The organism is Pseudoalteromonas sp. T1lg122 (genome assembly GCF_002964825.1).
Classification (GTDB): domain Bacteria; phylum Pseudomonadota; class Gammaproteobacteria; order Enterobacterales; family Alteromonadaceae; genus Pseudoalteromonas; species Pseudoalteromonas gelatinilytica.
On sequence record NZ_PQCG01000001.1, the window covers coordinates 290,062 to 308,803 of the forward strand.

Consider the following 18,742-nt stretch of genomic DNA (forward strand, 5'->3'; position numbering starts at 1 on the left):
AAAAAGAAAAAGGTACTTTAATAAAAGTACCTTTTTAGGTTGCAACAAACAACATGTCTTGGGTTAGAAATTATAATTTGCGCCTAAGTAAAAACGGCGGCCTGAATATTGGTTATAGGTAAAGCGATTGCTTTGTTTCCAATATCCTTCTTCTATTTCTTCTGTTAAGTTCACCACTGACGCGGTAAACGAAAGATCCTCTGTTAAGTTATACGAGGCATTCACATCTAGCTGACCATAGTCTTTGGTATATAAGTTGTAGCCTTGGTGAATACCGTTGGCACGGTCATCTTTCCAGTTATATGACGCACGAACACTAAAGTCGTCATTCTCAAAGTACACCGACACATTATATTGGTGCTTAGCGGTGCCTGGTATTTCGGCCTCTGTTTTTTGTCCGTCTGTCGAGACTTCGCTGGTGCTGGTATCTGTGTAGGTATAGTTAGTTAAAATACCAAAACCATTATCAAACGAGTGCTGGAAGAACAGCTCTAAACCTTCTGATTTTGCATCACCCCCACCCACTTTGGTGTTCATTTCGACCTCAATTGGGCCGTTACAACAATCATGTTCACGCTCTACAATTTCTACTGTCGAGATTGGTAAGTTAGAAATATCTTTTGAGAATAACGTGGCACCCAGTGCAGAGCCATCGCCGTAATACCATTCAATACCTAAATCAAATTGGTCAGATAACATAGGTTCAAGCCCTGTGTTTACCGAGGTACCATTACCACGGCCTGTCCATGAATCAGGCGAGTTAATGTTCACTGGAGGACCGTATGACTCTGCTTGGCTTAAGTCTGAATAGCTCACTCTTGCCATAGTGCGTGCTGCGGCAAAGCGCACCACTAGATCTTCAGTTGCATCCCATGCAAGGTTAAAGCTTGGTAATACTTCACTGCCATCACTACTGCGCTCATTTGGATCCGTGTCGTCATCGTCTTGACCTATAACATCATCGTAGGTCAAGGTGCTCAGCTCTGTATTTACATAACGCACACCAACATTACCGCGGAAATCTTGCCATTCAAAATCCGCTTGGGTGTAAACAGACCAAATTTTTTCTTCTAGGGCATAGGTACCCGAAAGTGTTGGCACCACTGTCTGACTAAAGTTTTCTTTTAAGTAATCATCCAGCGCTCTGAAATCGAACGCTAAGAAGTTAAATGCGCCTGTATCACCCGCACTGTTATCAACCACATGGTCGCTTACTAAGGTTGGCGCATCTGGGTGAAAATCTGGATTATGGAACCACTCAGTGCCTGGCAAGTAACCGCGGTAACCGCCGTTATCAGCAATGCCGTCATCCCAACGAAAGTCATTACGAATGCCTTTAATTTCGTGGTCGCGGTATTTACCACCCACATAAACACGAGTGAAAAAACTGCCATCAAGGTCAAATTTCACATCTGTTTGAAAGTAATCTTCTGAGTCCTCATTTTCAGATGAGTATGAGTCAAACCAATCGTAATATTGATATGCTTCTTTATCAGAGGCTAAATCAGTCGACACTTCGTAGCTTGGTTTTCCGTTTTCAATTGACCACAACCAGCTGTTTACTGAGCCTAAACGTGCATCAATATTGGCGTAGGTTTCTTTTGAGGTTCCGCCTTTAGCTACAGTATGACCAAGCTTTACTGTAATGCTGTAAGTGTCGCCATAATAAGTACCTTCAAAATCATAGGTGTTTGATTTTGACTCGCCAAAACGCTCACGCCCTGTTAACTGCGGCGATAACAAACCACGGCGAACAGCCACACCGTCATTTACATCGGCATCACCCCAGTTATTATCATTAAGTAAACCATTATCGCCATTACCGTAGGCAACCACGGTATCGCCATCAAGTACAATGCCGTAATACGGGTTGTGGTTATCGTTCCACTCGGCAAAAGTAATACTTTGCCCTGTTTGGTCGTAGCCTAACTTGGCACCAAAATAGTTAAAGTTTAAATCAAGTCTGTCACTCGGTGCCCACTGCACAGCGACTTGATAACCATCGCGTGTACGGTCTTGGTTGGAGTTTGTAACGTACATAGCCCGTGGCGCCCATACATTGTTATACACTTCGCCAGTGGCTTGGTCTACCAGCGCTGGGCGCTCTGCCCCTTCAACGGTATCTGAGTGAAAACGCCAGTGTGATGCATTGTTAGTGATGGTTGTTACGGTGCGATCTTGACGAGTAAAACCGGCCAGTACACCAAAGTTTTCGTCGTCATTTTTCCATGAATACAGCACGTTGACTTGCGGCTTAGTGTCTTCAGACACATCATCGTAAGTCACCTCTGCACTTAGTGCCCCTGAGTTTGCTTCCATTTCAAGCGGTTTACGGGTGTGTAAAATAACCGTACCACCAATACCGCCTTCATCGATGCGTGCTTCAGCACTTTTGTACACTTCTACACTTTTGATCATGCTTGAAGGCAATAACGTGTAATTAAAACTACGGGTAGGAGTACCAGAACCTGATGAAGCAATATAGTTACCGTTTAATTGGGTGAGAGTCCAATCCGGTGACGTACCACGAATACTCACGCGGCTACCTTCGCCACCGTCGCGGTCAATCAAAACGCCCGATACACGTTGCAATGAATCAGCGACGTTTTTATCAGGAAACTTACCAATATCCTCTGCGGTGATTGCATCAACTGTCGCCGTTGAAAGTCGTTTTATTGCTAAGTTTTCTGCGGTTGAAGAACGAATACCTCGTACTTCAATCACTTCTACATCATCATTAGCTTGCTCTGCTGCATAGCTTGTATTAATTGCAGCCAGTAGCGATATTAAAATTGCATTACGCTTAAAATGCCTTCCTTGCCCTTTTGTTTTTATTACAGTTTGCTTGCCCATGCCTATCTCCAGTTGTGTGTTCTGTTTTTGTTTAAGAGCCTTTAGCCCCTGCAAAAACGATTTATTGTTGTCGGTTTTTAAACTGATTTTCGGTAGTTAACAGCTTGTTAAACTCAAACTCAGAATAGGGTGAGCGGTCAAAAAGTGATAATAAAAATTCGGTGAGAGATATGACAAAATCGGCGTTAGGAATATTTTATATTCATTTTTATATTTTCTGAATTATAGTTAAGCTCAGCGATTTTGAGTTTATCGGCTCAGCAAAACAAACTCAAAATAACATTTAAATTATTGATAATAAATAATAATTATAAATTCCATGTATTTGTTAATCACTCACAAATTGAGTAACTAAAAAATAGGTGTAATAGATATGGTAAAAACACGCCCATGAATAATGGTAAATTTCTTGAAGTATGCCTAAACGAAGGGTGCTTAAAGCAGCTTGCTAACAACATTTCAATGGCTAGTAACTTAGGCGCGAAACGCTTTGAATTGTGCAGTAATTTACACCTAGGTGGCTTAACACCAAGCGTTAATGCGATTGACTGTGCGGTGAAAAACCTGACTAATAGTGCAGAGTTAGTGGTGATGATACGCCCCGAAGCAGGCAACTTTTTTGTTAGTGCTGAATGTCGCAACCTAATGCAAAAACAAATTACACTGGCAGCGAACGCGGGGGCGCATGGCGTGGTATTTGGTGCAATTAAACACGGCGAACTTGATTTAGAAGTGACCCGCTCTTTAGTTGCCACAGCCAAACAGCATGGCCTGATGGTGACCTTTCACCGTGCATTCGATACCCTTACAAACCCGTTAAGCGCACTTGAGAAACTGATTAGTTTAGGAGTTGACCGCATCTTAACAGCAGGCACGCCATGGCAAAGCTGTCAAAGTGCTGTAGATGGCTACAAGCTGCTCAACACATACTTAGCGCACTGCGCTAATCAAATTGAAATTGTTATGGGTGGTGGCGTTACTTTAGAAAACGCGGCAACACTTTGGCAATTAATAGAAAATCATTCAGCACATGCATCTGTGCATGTACACTCATGCGTGCATAACGAAAACGGTGCAATTAACGCTGAGGCTATCAATAAGCTTCTTTCAAAGGATTAAGCATAGCAACGTATTTTTTAGGAATTGATGGTGGTGGCAGTAAGTGTAAAGTCCGTTTAGAAAACGAAAACGGCACTCTACTCAGCGAAGCTATAAGTGGCTCGGCAAACGTGGCCACCAGCTACCAACAAAGCCAAGAGTCAATACTCCACGCGACTGAACATGCTTTTCATGAGGCAGGGCTTGCCTTAAGCGAGCTAAAAAACACTTATGTGCATGCAGGGCTTGCCGGAGCTAATATCGACTCAGCTTACCAAGCTATGACCAAGTGGCAGCACCCTTTTGCCAAGTTTACCCTGTCAACAGATATGCTGATTGCCTGTAAAGGCGCTCATCAACACCATGATGGCGCGGTGATTATTCTTGGTACGGGCTTTTGTGCGGGTTACCAGCTGCAAAACCAATTTAGCGAATTAGGGGGTTATGGTTTATTACTGAGCGATGGTGCCAGTGGTGGTTGGTTAGGTTTACAACTTTGCCGTAAAGCATTTGCAGTACTTGATGGTGTTGCGCAAAGTTCAGCTGCAATAGATACCCTACTCACCCAGCTTAATTGTGACTCAAGCCAAGCGTTAAGTCAGCGTTTAATATCAGCGCGCCCTGCAGAGCTTGCCAAATTTGCGCCCCTAGTTTTTAGCCATTCTGACGATACTTTTTGTCAGCAATTAATCAATGAAGCGTGCGCATACATTAGCCGCTATATCGCTTACTTTGAAAAACAAGGTATTGAAAACGTCACCTTGATGGGCGGCATTGCCAGTGCCATCACGCCTTACTTAACTGATGCCAGTAAAGCGCTTTAACCCCCGCCCTTGCCAGTGCAGAGCAAGGGGCTATTTTAATGGCAAGAGCTGCAATTTAATCTCCTAATTGCGAGCGCATTTGTGAGGGAATTTCACCAAACAAACGCCGAAATTGTTTGCTGAAGTAACTCGGCTCCGAAAACCCACACTGGTAGGCCACTTGTGAAATGGGCAGTTGCGTTTTAATCAGTAGCTTGCGGGCATTTTCGAGACGCACTTCGTTAATAAATTGATTAGGTGTTTTTGCTAAATGCTTTTTAAAGCGGCGCTCTAAAGCACTTACCGACAAATGCGCAAGCTCTGCTAATTCATCAATGCTGATCTGACGATGGTAATGCTCGCGAATAAATTTTACCGGCTCTTCAATTGCCCTTACATGAGAAAGCGCTTTTGAGGTTTTTTGTAGATGTCGGGTTACTCCGTAAGTGCCAATCACATTGCCATCGTGATCTTTTAAAGCATGCTTTGATGTAGAAAACCAACCAAGCTCACCTTGTTGGGTTTGGTTCAGCTCTAAACGGTCAGTCACTATGTAGCCTTCCATCACCCGTTTATCGTCATTGACGTACTGAAACGCAAGGTGCTTTGGTGAAAAATCGAAGTCTGTTTTTAGCAATATTTGCTCCAGTGTTTTATAACCCTGATGCTCAATAAAATGCTGATTACAATGCAAGATTCTACTATCTGTGTCTTTTACCCAAAAGAGGATATCTGGCAGTAAATCAAATGCAGCAATTAGCTGATTTACGCCAGCTTTTTTTATTATTTCTTGAATATCCATCGCTTAATTTTGTCTCAATAAAGAACAGCCCTATATATTTTAAACGCCGATTTTGTTGCATTGTCAACCGAATTTTTATTAGCGCTTATTGGCTAAGCTTTCCTATTATCAATAACATGACATTAACAGTAGCAGACGCTATTTAAATTTAGGAGCGCTTAAGATGAGCAAAGCTAAGATCCGCATGGCAATGGTAGGCGGTGGCGATGGTGCCTTCATTGGCGCTATTCATCGAATTGCAGCGCGATTAGACGGAATGATAGAGCTTGTTGCAGGCGCATTCAGTTCAGACGCAAACAAATGTAAAGCAACTGGCGAACTACTTGGGCTTGATAGCAGCCGTTGCTACGACAGTTACCAAACGCTTTTTGCCGAAGAAGCAAAATTACCTACTGATAAGCGTATTGATTTTGTGGCTATTGTCACACCAAACCACTTACATTTTCCGGTCGCGAAAATGGCGCTTGAACATGGTTTTCATGTGCTCTCAGATAAACCTGCAACGCTTACTCTCGCAGAAGCAGAGCAATTACAAAGCATTATTGCAAAACAGCAGGTTTTATATGGGTTAACCCACACTTACACCGGTTACCCTATGGTCAAAGAAGCCAAGCATCGCGTAAAAGCAGGCGAGCTCGGCTGTATACGTAAAGTCATTGTTGAGTACACTCAAGGCTGGTTAGCACACAGCGAAGACGAAGGTTCAAAACAAGCAAGCTGGCGTTTAGACACTAGTAAGTCTGGCATTAGTTGTTGTATGGGCGACATTGGCGTGCATGCAGCTAACTTAGCCGAGTATGTCTCTGATCTCGAAATCACCGAGCTTTGCGCTGATTTAAATCATGTGGTTGAAGGCCGAGCCCTTGATGATGATGGCACTGTGCTTCTTAGATTCAACAATGGCTGTAAAGGCGTTTTACTGGCAAGCCAAATTGCTATTGGCGATGAAAACAACTTACGCCTGCGTATTTATGGCGATAAAGCCAGTCTTGAGTGGTCGCAACTTGAGCCTAATAGCTTATGGCTAAGAGGCCACAATCAAGCCGCCACATTACTTAGAGCAGGCGTGGGTGAATTACACCCTGACACGCAAAATGCCCTGCGTGCCCCTGCCGGTCACCCAGAAGGCTACCTTGAAGCCTTTGCCAATATTTACCGCAATTTTGCAGCTCAGATCCACGCTTTTAAGCAAGGCGATAACGCAACAAATTCAGCATTTGATGTGCCTGGCATCAATGAGGCTGTGCGTGGTATGGCGTTTATTGAGCATGTTGTTGCTTCATCGAAGCAAGATACTAAATGGCACAAATTACAGATTGGATAAAAAAGAATGAATAAAATCAAAGGGCCAGCAATATTTTTGGCGCAGTTTATTTCAGATCAAGCACCCTTCAATAGCTTTCGTGGTTTATGTGAGTGGGCAAGCGGTTTAGGTTACAAAGCGATTCAAGTGCCAACCTCAAACCCGACTATTTTTGATTTAGAAAAAGCAGCTCAAAGCCAGCATTACTGCGATGAAGTCACTGGTATTGCCACAGAGTATGGACTTACAATTTCAGAGTTATCAACACATTTGCAAGGCCAGTTAATTGCTGTTCACCCTGCCTACGATGAAATGTTCGATAACTTTGCCGCAGAGCATGTAAAAGGCAACCCTGCAGCGCGAACAAAGTGGGCAACAGAGCAACTGATGATGGCTGCTAAAGCAAGTAAAAACCTTGGCTTAACAACCCATGCGACATTCTCGGGTTCTTTTTTATGGCATACCTTTTACCCGTGGCCACAGCGTCCACAAGGACTTGTCGAACAAGGCTTTAGTGAACTTGCTAAGCGCTGGTTACCCATTTTAGATTGCTTTGACGAGCAAGGCGTGGACGTGTGTTATGAATTACATCCGGGTGAAGACCTACATGATGGTGTGACATTTGAGCGCTTTTTAGCAGCAACCAATAATCACCCTCGCGTTAATATTCTTTATGATCCGAGCCATTTTGTATTGCAACAGCTCGACTATTTAGCGTTTATCGATATTTATCATTCGCGCATTAAGGCGTTTCATGTCAAAGATGCCGAATTTATCGCAAATGGCCGCTCAGGTGTTTATGGCGGATTTCAAAACTGGCAAGACCGACCAGGGCGTTTTCGTTCTTTAGGTGATGGCCAAGTAGATTTTAAGCAAATCTTCAGCAAGTTAACTCAATATGGTTTTGATGGTTGGGCTGTACTTGAATGGGAATGCTGCTTAAAGCACCCAGAAGATGGGGCAAGAGAAGGCGCTGAGTTTATTAAAGCACACATAATAAACCCAACAGATAAAGCCTTTGACGATTTTGCCAGTGGCGCAACAAACACTGAGCGTAATAATCGAATTTTAGGTTTATAAAACCGACAACAATAGAACACACAGGACACACAATATGGACAACAATAATTATAACCGCATTGTCTTTCGGCTTTGCTGTATTGCACTGATTGTGACCTCTATGACCTTTGCCATCCGTGCTGGTATTTTGGGTCAACTTGGCAGTGAGTTTGGCTTAACCGACACCGAATTAGGTTGGGTTAATGCCATGGCATTTTTAGGCTTTCCGGTTGCGACTATGGTCGGCGGTATTATTTATAATGCCATTGGCGCGAAGAAATTAGTGGCGTTAGCGTTTATCTGTCATTTACTTGGTCTTGTTTTGACGATAACAGCTGATGGTTTTTGGGGCTTACTGGTTTCTACCTTTTTAATTGGTTTTGCCAACGGCGCTGTTGAAGCTGGCTGTAACCCACTGATTGCAGAAATGTACCCTAAAAATACCACCACTATGCTAAACCGTTTTCATGTTTGGTTCCCTGGTGGCATTGTGATAGGCGCACTTGCGTCGAATTTTATGTCGGGAGCAGGTTTAAACTGGCAATGGCAAGTAGCATTAATTTTAATTCCTACGGTTATCTATGGCGCTATGCTGATCAAAGCACAATTTCCACGCTTTGATACGCGTACTCACTCAACAAGCAGCAATATTCGCTACTTATTTACGCCGTTATACATCTTTTTAATTGCCTGTATGACGTTTACCGCAACCACTGAATTTGGCACTCAGCAATGGATTGAGCGTATTTTAGGTTCATCAGGTGCCTCTCCTATGGTGGTCTTAGCCTTGATCACTGGCCTAATGGCGGTTGGTCGTTTCTTTGCAGGCCCCATTGTGCATAAGCTCAACCCTACTGGTGTATTACTTGGATCTGCCATTTGTGCAAGCTTAGGTATTTTTATGATGAGCCAAGCCGAGGGCAGCATGATTTATCTAGCAGCGATGCTTTTTGCACTTGGCGTAACCTACTTTTGGCCGACCATGCTTGGCTGCGTTGCTGAATACATTCCAAAGTCAGGAGCGCTGGGTATGTCGTTAATGGGCGGTGCAGGCATGTTTGCTATGAGCATCTGGAACCCTGTAATTGGTAGCTGGATAGATACGGCACGCTCATCGGCAGAAGCAAGTGGCGCAAGCGCTGAACAAATTGAAATTTTAGCCGGACAGGCTGTATTACAAAACCTACTGATCTTCCCAATTATTTTAATCGTCGCATTCATTGGGTTGCATTTAGTAATTAATAACAACAAACGCACCGAAAAATGTGCGTCTTAAGCAAGTAAATCGTCGAGGAACACTATGTTTAAATCTCTTAAAGCACTGACTTTAATGCTCACCGTTAGTAGCTGTGCACTCGCTAATGCGGCTGACAATCAGCTAACACAACAAGAAAAGCAAGCTGGCTGGCAGTTGTTGTTTGACGGCAAAGATATGTCGCAATGGCGTAACTTTAAAAGCGAATCTTTAAATCCTGCATGGGTCGTTGAAGATGGCGCTATGACATTAACCAAAGGTGGTGGCGACCTGCTTACTAAAAAGCAGTACCAAAACTTTGAATTACAGATTGATTGGAAAATCTCTACCAAAGGCAATAGCGGTATTTTTGTCTTAGCTGATGAAACCGGACAGATGATTTACTCTCATGCACCTGAAATTCAAATTATCGATAACGAAGAACACCCAGATACCGAAATTGACTCGCACTTAGCAGGGTCAATTTACGATTTATTTGCAGCGCCAGTTGCGGCGCACAAACCAGCAAATAGCTGGAACCATGTACGCATTAAAATGCAAGACAACCACTTACAAGTTTGGCAAAACGGTATTAGCACCACCAGCATTGTGATTGGCAGTACAACATGGAACACCCTTGTAAAAGGCAGTAAGTTTGCAACCTGGAAAAACTTTGCAACGGCTGAACAAGGTCATATCGGGCTTCAAGACCATGGTGACAAAGTGTGGTTTAAAAATATAAAAATCAAGGAGCTATAAGATGTCTGATTTTAAACATAAGGTATTAGTTGTTGGCTCTGGTGCTGGCGGTGCAATGGCCGCTTATACGCTAACCAAACTTGGCCACAAAGTGTTATTACTTGAAGCGGGTCGTAATTATGACCCGAAAACAGAAAGCCCGATGTTTCGTCGTAACAACGAAGCCCCACTTATGGGTGCAGGTAACAAAGACAAAAACTTTGGCTTTTACGATGCAACCGTTGATGGCGGCTGGCAAGTACCTGATGAGCCATATACCAGCGCCAAAGGAAGCGACTTTTATTGGTGGCGCGCACGTATGTTAGGTGGTCGAACTAACCACTGGGGCCGCTATTCATTACGCTTTAGTGAACACGATTTTAAAGGCAAAAGCCGTGATGGTCATGGTGCCGACTGGCCATTTGAATACGCTGACTTAGCACCTTGGTACGATAAAACCGAAGAACTTGTGGGTGTATGTGGCACCAATACAGGCCATGAAGATATGCCAGATTCGTCACCGGGTATTTTACAGCCACCACCAAAGCCGCGTGTTCCTGAGCTTTTAATTGCCGCTTCTGCAAAGAAAATGGGCATTCAAGCAGTGCCTATGCACCGTGCGGTATTAACTCGCCCGAAAGATGATCGCATGGCGTGTTTTTATGCAACGCCTTGTGGCTCTGGTTGTTCAATTGGTGCTGCTTTTCAAACTACTACATCGCTATTACCTATGGCAAAAGCCACTGGTAACTTAAAAGTTATTACTGATGCCATGGTTAAATCAGTCAAAGTTGATGAGCAAGGTAAAGTCACTGGCGTAACTTATGTTGATAAACACACGGTAACCGAACATGCTATTGATGCCGATGTGGTTATCTTAGCCGCCAGCGCCTGTGAATCAGCGCGTATTTTATTAAATTCAAAGAATCAAAAGCACCCTAAAGGCCTTGCTAACTCAAGTGGCCAAGTAGGTCGAAACTTGATGGATTCGACGGGTGCATGGTTAGGTGCGCAAATTCCGGCACTTAAAGGTCGCCCACGTTATAACGAAGATGGACATACCGCTAATCACTTATTTATTCCTTGGTGGGGTCATCAAGCACAAGCTAACAATGAATTAGATTTCCCACGTGGTTATCACTTTGAAATTGGCGGTGGCTTTAGACAACCAGGCTCGGGTGTATCGGGTGATAAACAAGGCTATGGCCCTGCCCTTAAACAGCAAATTCGTGATGCATATGGCTCTTACGTTGGTTTTGCTCTGCGTGGCGAGATGTTACCGAACAAAGATACCTACATGGAAATTGACGAAAACGTTAAAGACAAATGGGGTATTCCGGTATCAAAGTTCCACTTTAAGTGGTCTGACAGAGAATTAAAGCAAATCGAACATGGTTTAAAAACTGCGAAGCAAATTCTAGAAAACATGGGTGCGACCGTTGGCGAACTCCCACCTGCTGAAAAAGCAATTTCAAAAGGTGGCGAAATCATTCACGAAGTGGGCACCACACGAATGGGCAGCTCAAAGAAAGACTCTGTCACCAATCAATGGGGTCAAACATGGGATTGTAATAACCTATTTGTAATGGATGCGGGTGTATTTGCTTCTAACCCTCATAAAAACTGTACGCTCACCATCATGACACTGGCAATGCGTAATTCAACTTGGCTTGCTCAACAAATTGATAACGGGGTACTTTAATTATGCATCATCGTAACGAACACGACTCATATAACTATGTTTCAAACATGAGCCGCCGTGAGTCTTTAAAATGGCTTGGTCTATTAGCTGCGGGCTCGGCGATTGGTTTAACTGCTGGCTGCACAAAAGCACTGGAAGATGACGTTGCAGTCTCTGCAAAAGAGCATTGGCCTGATTTAGATATCAAGCCTGTAACCGCTAAAGGCTATGGCCAAGATCCTAATTTGGTGATGCCACCAGAATCACCTTGGCCACTGACCTTAACCGCAGACGAACTCACGTTAGTAGCGCTTTTATCTGATTACATTGTACCGCGCGAAGGCGCTATTCCTTCAGCCAGTGAGCTACAAGTACCGGCTGTTATAAATGAATGGGTGAGCGCACCGTATGAAGGCCAACAACGCGATAGAATTAAAATTTTAAATTCATTAGCATGGCTTAACGATGAAGCACAACTTCGTTTTAAAAAGCAATTTGTTGCACTTAACGAAAAGCAACATCGCGCGATTTTAGACGATATTGCGTTTTTAAACGAGCAAACACCTGCGCAATTTCAGCGTATTGGTAAAGCCTTTTTACGCTTTAAAGAGTTAGTGCTTGCTGCCTTTTTCTGTACACCTGAAGGCTGTAAAGACATTGGTTACCTTGGTAATGTACCTATTGCAGGTGATTACCCTGGTCCTTCTGATGAAGCAAAAGCCCATTTAGATCAGGTTTTAGCTGAGCTTGGTTTAAGCGAGTACGCCTATATCGATTAACTTTCCCCCTTGTGTTATTTGTAACACAGTGCAGGGGGTCAGCCCCCTGCTTTTTTTAGGATTGAAGAATGTTTAAAACCCGCATTTTATTGCTCATTATTAGCCTTGTATTTAGTGGTCAATTATTCGCAAAACTGCCAGTGAGTGTGCAGCTATGGTCAGTCAAAGACACCTTAAAAAATGACTTTCATGGTACGCTTAAGTCTCTTGCCGAAATGGGGTTTGACGGCGTGGAGTTTGCCGGAGACTTTGGCCCATATTCAAATAATCCAGCAGCCTTAAAAGCAGAGCTCAGTGAATTAGGCTTAGTTGCCAGTAGTGCCCATATAGGCTTTGATGCACTCAGTGAAAACACTATTGATAGCACCCTGCTGTTTTACAAGACCCTTGGCGTTACTACACTTTATGTACCTTGGGATGAAAGAGCATGGCACCCTGAGGGAGTTAAATCTCTAGTTAAAGAGCTTACTAAAGTCAGTGATTATGCGACCCGCTTTGATATGAAGATCGGTTTTCACAATCATAATAAAGAGTTTAATGCTTTTAATAATGCAACGTTTTGGGATTACATTGCCAGTAATACCCCCAAGACCATGCCATTGCAGTTAGATATTGGCTGGGTCAATTACGCAGCTAAAGATCCAATCTACTTTATTAAAAAGTACCCTAACCGCACGCTTGCTACACACATTAAAGTACGTACGATTGAGGGAAGCAACATGAGCCCTATTATCGGCGAAAACAACATTGATTGGCCTGCCATCATCGATACTTTAGAGTCGCACGGCAACACCAAGTGGTTAGTGCTTGAGCAAGAAGAATACCCAAGCGGACTAACCCCACTACAAAGCGTTGCTAAATCAAAACAAAACTTAGATAAGATCTTACTTGTTTTATAAGGTTATTTAGGAACGAGCTCACTTTAAACTAGTGAGCTCATGGCTTGGATTTAATTTGAATAGTCGTTCACTCATAGCTCTTTATTAGGGTTCATCTTGCCAGGAGCTATTGCCTTCAGAACGTTTTGCAAAGCTTTCTGGTTTCCTGATTGGTTTATCTATACTTTTATAGAATATCAAGATTCCCGCTCCACCTATGACAGGGAGTAACCAAACCAACACTATTTGTGCTACTTTTTGAAAAGTTTCAAAATCATTTCTTTTATAAATTACTAAACTAATCAATATATTGAACAGTACCAGTAACCCCAAACCAGCTAGTACATAGTTTTCCATATCTTAATCCTATTGATGCCAAAAACACACTGTGGAAACGACCGAATGACGGCTTAAATTGTTTGTTATACGCTTTAAAACAAACAGCTAATCGTCCTTTCTTCGGTGTTTAAAGATAAATCGCCCAAATTGAAAACATAAAACTAAAAAATACAATGAGAAAAATGAGCCCATTTGCCCACTCAGGCAAAAACGGCACAATCTTCGGAGCAATGAGTTTAAGAATACCAAAAACAACAACGATGAGAAGAATGAATGCAGTCCCTTTCACAAAAGCGCTCCTAAATTTCCATTCATAATATCCATTTATATTTTAAGAATACCAATGTCAAAATAATTTGCGGGAATATCCTTCGATGTACCCCATCTCGCATAGAGGCAAAAAGGAATGGGCTATATTAACAAGCAAGTTTCTACTAGGTCTACAGCGGTTTGTTATGTGGTCCCCTCCTGATCTTTATATAGTTTTAAAAAATTACTTAAAGAATTGCTATTACAAAGTTTTTTAAGACTTTAATGTAAAGTTAAACACTATAATATATTCGCATCGTTCATTTCCATGTAAATATACGCAAAGAATAATTCGGGCGTTATCAATGACTCAGTATCCTTAATGCAGATATATACCTTGAGTTATTACACCACCCTCTTTTACATATATTCTTATATCTTTCATCGTTTAATATCTCATTTAATTTCAACAAGCTAAATAAATTACACTGCAAAAAATAATAATAAAACATTAAAAACAGCGTTTACTTTCATTTGTTCGGCAGATTGTATTATCTAAGTAGCGAAGTACTATATTAAAAAAGCCTCTCAAGGACTGAGAATGAACGTATTGAATTTAAGGAAGAGTTCAGAGAAAAGCACACTTGCGATCCTCGTGACTTTAGCTGTTTTAACATTGTCTATTCTAAAAGCGACATCCCAAAAGCACCCGCTTTATGAGCTACTTTTGCTAGCTTTTATGCTTACATCGTTAATAATTATTTTGTTGGTATTGAGCAGTAAAAATGAGCTGACTATATGTCGTCATGGAATTTTTTACAGTTCAGTGTTTGGGAATGTTCATATTGAACCGAACAAAACTAAACAAATTAAACAATTTTCTAAATATGGCTTTAATTGTGTGGTAATCATTGGCCATGGCTACTTTATATTCGCGCCATTTTATTATTTAACGTCGAAACAAAAACAACGATTAAAACGATATGATAATAACTTACTGCATTGGTTAGAGGTTACGCGTAAACGCAGTAAGTTTCAGGGCTTTTAATGCAAGTCAAAGCATAAAAAGCCCTTTAAAAAGTTAGTTACTTAGTTTTGCCACTCTTTAAGTACGTCTTTCACATACTCATAGCGCCATGAGTTAAACAGATCTGGCTTTGATGCAGCTTTACGCTCATCAGCATCGAGCTTCCAATTCCAGCTGATAAGCTGGTTAATCTGTTTTTTAGAGGCTAATACATCTTCAGGAATGCCCTGCTCTTTTGCAGCTTTGGTAATTTTTTGTTTAATATCTTTAGCGGCTTTTTTGTAAGCCGGAAAATCAATTAAACGTTTTAATTGTGCAGGTTGTTCGTTGACAGGAACGGCTTTACCACGCTCAATACATTTTAAAATTTCAACGCCCGAACGGTTCACTTCCATTGGCTCAACACCCGGCACTCTGCGTAACGCATTTAAACTTGCAGGCTTACGCTTAGCAATTTCAACCATATTGTGCTCTTTTACTACAAAGTTAAGAGCGAGGTTTTTGCGCTCTGCCTTTTCGCGGCGCCATGCAGCAAGCTCGCGTAATACTGCTAAGTCGTGCGGTCGTAATTGCCAAGCATTTTTAATATCTTTATAAAGCTGATCTGCTGGTGGTTGGTAAGCACGTTTTTGCGCGACTAACTCGCTTTCGCTGATCACGATGTCAAAAAAGCCAGCTTCATCAATTTGTTTTTTAATAATTTCAAAACAAGGCAGTAAGTGATACGTATCGGCAGCGGCATAATCTAGTTGTTTTTCTGTTAGCGGTCGCTGTAACCAGTTAGTGCGCGATTCGCTTTTATCAATTTCGATATCAAGCAACTCTTTAACCATGTGGGCAAAGCCCATGCAGTTACCATGACCTAATATTTGCAGTGCAAATTGAGTATCAAACAGTGGTGTTGGTACAAAGCCAGCATATTTTTGAAACACTTCAATATCTTCTGACGGTGAATGCAATACTTTTAACACCTCTGGGTTTTTAAGTACTTGCCAAAAATCAAAAAGCGACAACTCAGCCAGAGGGTCGATTAACGCTAAATGCTCACCATCATATACTTGAATAAGTGCAACTTCAGGGTAAAGCGTACGACGACGCATAAACTCGGTATCAATTGCCAGTACCGGTTTACCTGTAATTTTTTCTACAAAATCATTTAATTGATTTTGTGTTTCGATCAGTTGATATTGCACTTATACCCCTTTCTATACCATAAAAAAGCCGGCTAATGCCGGCTTTAATTATTTCTTTTCGTCCTTTAAGGCTCTTCTTAGAATCTTACCAACGTTTGTTTTTGGTAGTTCATCTCTAAACTCAACGAGTTTAGGCACCTTATAGTTCGTTAAATTATCACGACAGTGTTTTATTATATCTTTTTCAGTTAAAGATTGATCTTTTTTCACGACAAAAACTTTAACTTGTTCGCCACTGACCTCATGAGGGATACCAATAGCTGCCACTTCAAGCACGCCTTCGTGCATAGCAACAACTTCTTCGATCTCATTTGGGAACACGTTGAAGCCAGATACAATAATCATGTCTTTCTTACGATCAACAATATAGAAGAAACCTTCATCATCGTAAGTTGCAATATCACCCGTTGCAAACCAACCGTCTTTTAAGCATTCGGCTGTTGCATCTGGGCGGTTGTAATAACCTTGCATAACTTGTGGGCCTTTAACCCAAAGCTCGCCTGGCTCACCTTTTGCTGCCTCTTCACCATTTTCAAGCATAAGCTTAATATCAGTGCTAGGTGCTGGTAAACCAATTGAACCGTTATAACCTTCAAGGTCGTAAGGGCTGACCGTTACAAGTGGTGCACACTCAGTTAAGCCATAACCTTCCATTAATTTGGTTTTCGTTACAGCTTGCCATTTTTCAGCAACTGGGCGTTGTACCGCCATGCCACCGCCAAGTGACATTTTTAATGTTGAGAAATCAAGCTCAGCAAAACCTGGGGTATTTAGTAAACCATTGAATAGCGTATTTACACCCGTTACCGCGGTAAACTTGTGTTGTGCTAACTCTTTTACAAAGCCAGGCATATCACGAGGGTTCGTAATAAGTACGTTTAAACCACCGTATTTCATAAATGTTAGGCAGTTCGCAGTCAGAGCAAAGATGTGGTAAAGCGGCAGTGCCGTAATAACCACTTCTTTTCCGCGCTCTAATACTTTGTCTAAACAACCTGATACTTGTTCAAGGTTACCAACCATGTTGCCATGCGATAGCATTGCACCTTTAGATACACCCGTTGTACCACCTGTGTATTGCAAGAATGCTAAGTCATTTAAATCAACTGCTGGCTTTTTATAGCTTGCTTCGTTACCAGCAAGCGTATCTGCAAATTTGATTGCATTTGGCAATGTGTAGCTAGGCACCATTTTCTTAACGTGCTTAACCACAAAGTTAACGATGTGCTTTTTAAGGCCGCCCACCATGTCACCCACTTGGGTAACCACAATGTGCTTAACGTTGGTTTTTGGTAATGCTTTTTCTAGGGTATCGGCAAAGTTAGCAAGAATGAAAATTGCTGATGACTCTGAGTCATTTAACTGATGCTCTAATTCACGCACGGTGTAAAGTGGGTTTACGTTTACCACTACACAGCCTGCACGAAGAACACCTAAAATAGTCACAGGCGTTTGCAGTAGATTCGGCATCATAACCGCTACTTTGTCGCCTTTTTTCAGACCAAGATCATTTTGAATGTACGACGCAACACGTTTTGTAGCACTGTCTAACTCACTATAGGTCAACACTTTACCCATGTTGGTAAAGGCTGGAAGGTCACTATAGTCAGCAAAACTTTTTTCAAACAAGTCGAGTAGCGAGTGATAATGCTCAGGGTCGATTGTTTCAGGCATACCTTCTGGGTAGCGTTTAAGCCAGATTTTTTCCACTCTTAGCTCCTGTTTATAATTATATTTTTTTAATAACCTTAATCTAACTAAGGCCGTTTCTCAATGGAGTAAATACTCTAATGGTGCAGATAATCCCACATTTGGTGCAATTATACAATTAACTTGCTTTATACTGCCCAATAAATGCATGAATGTGCTCTAAGGTTAATGCAGGACTTTGCATATGGCAATGGTGACCTCCAGGTATCTCATGAATTTTTAACTCCTTGTAATATTTACCATATGCCTCTAGGTTATCCCTAACAAAAGGGTAACCCTTATCTCCTAAGAGAAGCTGACATGGTGCGTTAATTTGTTTGATGGTTGCAATACATTGCGCCTCATCAAAGCGAAATCCTGAGTGATTTTTAAGCTTTGGATCGGTTGTTAAATACCACTTCCCTGCTTTTTCGTAACTATTTCGTGTCATTAAAAGCTCTGCTTGTGGGTATTCAAGGTCACCACTTGCAAGCCTTGCACTAATAATGTGCGCTATTGAGTCAAATGCGCGAGGGCCTTTACTGTTTACCCGCGCTCTATTTAATATTGCTTTTCGAAGTTGGCTGCTCACTTCATTGCTGTTAGTTGTAGCGCAGCCGATCCCCTCAATAAAGTTTACCGATGCGACCTTTTCAGGGAAGCAACTAGCAAAAACGCCAGCCACCATGGCGCCCATAGAATGACCAACTAAATGCACTTTCGTTACATCAAGCGACTCAATAAACTTATAGACGTCATCAATGTAGTCAATAAAGTAATAATGGGCGTCACTACTTCGCCAATCAGATAAACCATGGCCAGGAAAATCAAGACAATACCAGCGCTGATTTAGCTGCGCATTTTGTAACATAGGTATGTAACTATGTGCGTTATCAAGCCAACCATGTAAGGCAATCACAACCTCTTCGCCATGACCAAAGGTTAGGCCATGCATTGCCTGAGTGCCAGTTTGAAAAGAAAAAGGTTGCACAATTGCTCCTATTTATTAAGCGTTTC

The 18,742-nt window shown here is 42.0% G+C and carries 15 protein-coding genes; 9 read left to right on the forward strand and 6 right to left on the reverse strand.

Annotated features, from left to right (window positions below; all coding sequences use genetic code 11):
• Window positions 1-63 precede the first annotated feature (63 nt).
• Window positions 64-2,853, reverse strand: a complete 2,790-nt coding sequence (locus C2M33_RS01435) for a TonB-dependent receptor (RefSeq protein WP_105173491.1) — start codon at window positions 2,851-2,853, stop codon at window positions 64-66.
• Window positions 2,854-3,243: 390 nt separating this feature from the next.
• Here C2M33_RS01435 and C2M33_RS01440 point away from each other — a divergent pair, with 390 nt between their 5' ends.
• Both C2M33_RS01440 and C2M33_RS01445 read left to right on the forward strand, forming a co-directional pair.
• Window positions 3,244-3,972, forward strand: coding sequence for a copper homeostasis protein CutC (locus C2M33_RS01440; protein WP_105173492.1), 729 nt, complete (start codon window positions 3,244-3,246; stop codon window positions 3,970-3,972).
• A 23-nt stretch (window positions 3,973-3,995) separates the two neighbouring features.
• Window positions 3,996-4,775 carry a BadF/BadG/BcrA/BcrD ATPase family protein gene (locus tag C2M33_RS01445; protein ID WP_233999098.1) on the forward strand — a complete coding sequence of 260 codons (780 nt, stop codon included), beginning with the start codon at window positions 3,996-3,998 and terminating at the stop codon, window positions 4,773-4,775.
• A 55-nt stretch (window positions 4,776-4,830) separates the two neighbouring features.
• Here the strand turns inward: C2M33_RS01445 and C2M33_RS01450 are convergent, their stop codons facing one another.
• Window positions 4,831-5,556: an AraC family transcriptional regulator gene (locus C2M33_RS01450; protein ID WP_105173494.1), complete on the reverse strand. Its 726-nt coding sequence runs from the start codon at window positions 5,554-5,556 to the stop codon at window positions 4,831-4,833.
• Between the two features lie 163 nt (window positions 5,557-5,719).
• On the opposite strand from C2M33_RS01450, the gene C2M33_RS01455 reads away from it, so the two are divergent.
• From C2M33_RS01455 to C2M33_RS01485, 7 genes are all read left to right on the forward strand, one after another.
• Window positions 5,720-6,880, forward strand: coding sequence for a Gfo/Idh/MocA family protein (locus tag C2M33_RS01455; RefSeq protein ID WP_105173495.1), 1,161 nt, complete (start codon window positions 5,720-5,722; stop codon window positions 6,878-6,880).
• Between the two features lie 6 nt (window positions 6,881-6,886).
• Window positions 6,887-7,939 (forward strand): sugar phosphate isomerase/epimerase family protein, encoded by a 1,053-nt coding sequence (locus C2M33_RS01460; RefSeq protein ID WP_105173496.1) that lies wholly within the window; start codon window positions 6,887-6,889, stop codon window positions 7,937-7,939.
• A gap of 34 nt (window positions 7,940-7,973) precedes the next feature.
• Complete coding sequence (locus C2M33_RS01465) at window positions 7,974-9,194, forward strand: MFS transporter (protein ID WP_105173497.1); 1,221 nt, start codon at window positions 7,974-7,976, stop codon at window positions 9,192-9,194.
• A gap of 24 nt (window positions 9,195-9,218) precedes the next feature.
• Entirely contained in the window at window positions 9,219-9,911 is a 693-nt protein-coding gene (locus C2M33_RS01470; protein WP_054552038.1) for a 3-keto-disaccharide hydrolase, read from the forward strand.
• A 1-nt stretch (window position 9,912) separates the two neighbouring features.
• Window positions 9,913-11,592, forward strand: a complete 1,680-nt coding sequence (locus C2M33_RS01475; RefSeq protein WP_055199003.1) for a GMC family oxidoreductase — start codon at window positions 9,913-9,915, stop codon at window positions 11,590-11,592.
• A 2-nt stretch (window positions 11,593-11,594) separates the two neighbouring features.
• The gene (locus C2M33_RS01480) at window positions 11,595-12,350 is read left to right on the forward strand and encodes a gluconate 2-dehydrogenase subunit 3 family protein (RefSeq protein WP_105173498.1); all 756 of its coding nucleotides are present in this window, start codon (window positions 11,595-11,597) and stop codon (window positions 12,348-12,350) included.
• Window positions 12,351-12,418: 68 nt separating this feature from the next.
• Complete coding sequence (locus C2M33_RS01485) at window positions 12,419-13,249, forward strand: sugar phosphate isomerase/epimerase family protein (RefSeq protein WP_105173499.1); 831 nt, start codon at window positions 12,419-12,421, stop codon at window positions 13,247-13,249.
• Window positions 13,250-13,333: 84 nt separating this feature from the next.
• Here the strand turns inward: C2M33_RS01485 and C2M33_RS01490 are convergent, their stop codons facing one another.
• The 4 genes from C2M33_RS01490 to C2M33_RS01510 all read right to left on the reverse strand — a co-directional run bounded on the left by C2M33_RS01490 (window position 13,334) and on the right by C2M33_RS01510 (window position 18,716).
• Window positions 13,334-13,585 (reverse strand): hypothetical protein, encoded by a 252-nt coding sequence (locus tag C2M33_RS01490; protein ID WP_063707448.1) that lies wholly within the window; start codon window positions 13,583-13,585, stop codon window positions 13,334-13,336.
• A 1,320-nt stretch (window positions 13,586-14,905) separates the two neighbouring features.
• Entirely contained in the window at window positions 14,906-16,036 is a 1,131-nt protein-coding gene (gene rnd, locus C2M33_RS01500; protein ID WP_105173501.1) for a ribonuclease D, read from the reverse strand.
• A gap of 48 nt (window positions 16,037-16,084) precedes the next feature.
• Window positions 16,085-17,746, reverse strand: coding sequence for a long-chain-fatty-acid--CoA ligase FadD (gene fadD, locus C2M33_RS01505; protein ID WP_063707457.1), 1,662 nt, complete (start codon window positions 17,744-17,746; stop codon window positions 16,085-16,087).
• Window positions 17,747-17,864: 118 nt separating this feature from the next.
• Complete coding sequence (locus C2M33_RS01510; RefSeq protein WP_063707459.1) at window positions 17,865-18,716, reverse strand: alpha/beta fold hydrolase; 852 nt, start codon at window positions 18,714-18,716, stop codon at window positions 17,865-17,867.
• Between the last annotated feature and the right edge of the window lie 26 nt (window positions 18,717-18,742).

Excerpts from the sequence above, each read along its gene's own strand:
- C2M33_RS01470 (WP_054552038.1), top strand. The coding sequence starts at position 9,219 with ATGTTTAAATCTCTTAAAGCACTGACTTTAATGCTCACCGTTAGTAGC.
- C2M33_RS01435 (WP_105173491.1), bottom strand. The coding sequence starts at position 2,853 with ATGGGCAAGCAAACTGTAATAAAAACAAAAGGGCAAGGAAGGCATTTT.
- C2M33_RS01485 (WP_105173499.1), top strand. The coding sequence starts at position 12,419 with ATGTTTAAAACCCGCATTTTATTGCTCATTATTAGCCTTGTATTTAGT.
- C2M33_RS01490 (WP_063707448.1), bottom strand. The coding sequence starts at position 13,585 with ATGGAAAACTATGTACTAGCTGGTTTGGGGTTACTGGTACTGTTCAAT.
- C2M33_RS01455 (WP_105173495.1), top strand. The coding sequence starts at position 5,720 with ATGAGCAAAGCTAAGATCCGCATGGCAATGGTAGGCGGTGGCGATGGT.
- C2M33_RS01480 (WP_105173498.1), top strand. The coding sequence starts at position 11,595 with ATGCATCATCGTAACGAACACGACTCATATAACTATGTTTCAAACATG.
- C2M33_RS01450 (WP_105173494.1), bottom strand. The coding sequence starts at position 5,556 with ATGGATATTCAAGAAATAATAAAAAAAGCTGGCGTAAATCAGCTAATT.
- C2M33_RS01440 (WP_105173492.1), top strand. The coding sequence starts at position 3,244 with ATGAATAATGGTAAATTTCTTGAAGTATGCCTAAACGAAGGGTGCTTA.
- C2M33_RS01460 (WP_105173496.1), top strand. The coding sequence starts at position 6,887 with ATGAATAAAATCAAAGGGCCAGCAATATTTTTGGCGCAGTTTATTTCA.
- C2M33_RS01465 (WP_105173497.1), top strand. The coding sequence starts at position 7,974 with ATGGACAACAATAATTATAACCGCATTGTCTTTCGGCTTTGCTGTATT.
- C2M33_RS01475 (WP_055199003.1), top strand. The coding sequence starts at position 9,913 with ATGTCTGATTTTAAACATAAGGTATTAGTTGTTGGCTCTGGTGCTGGC.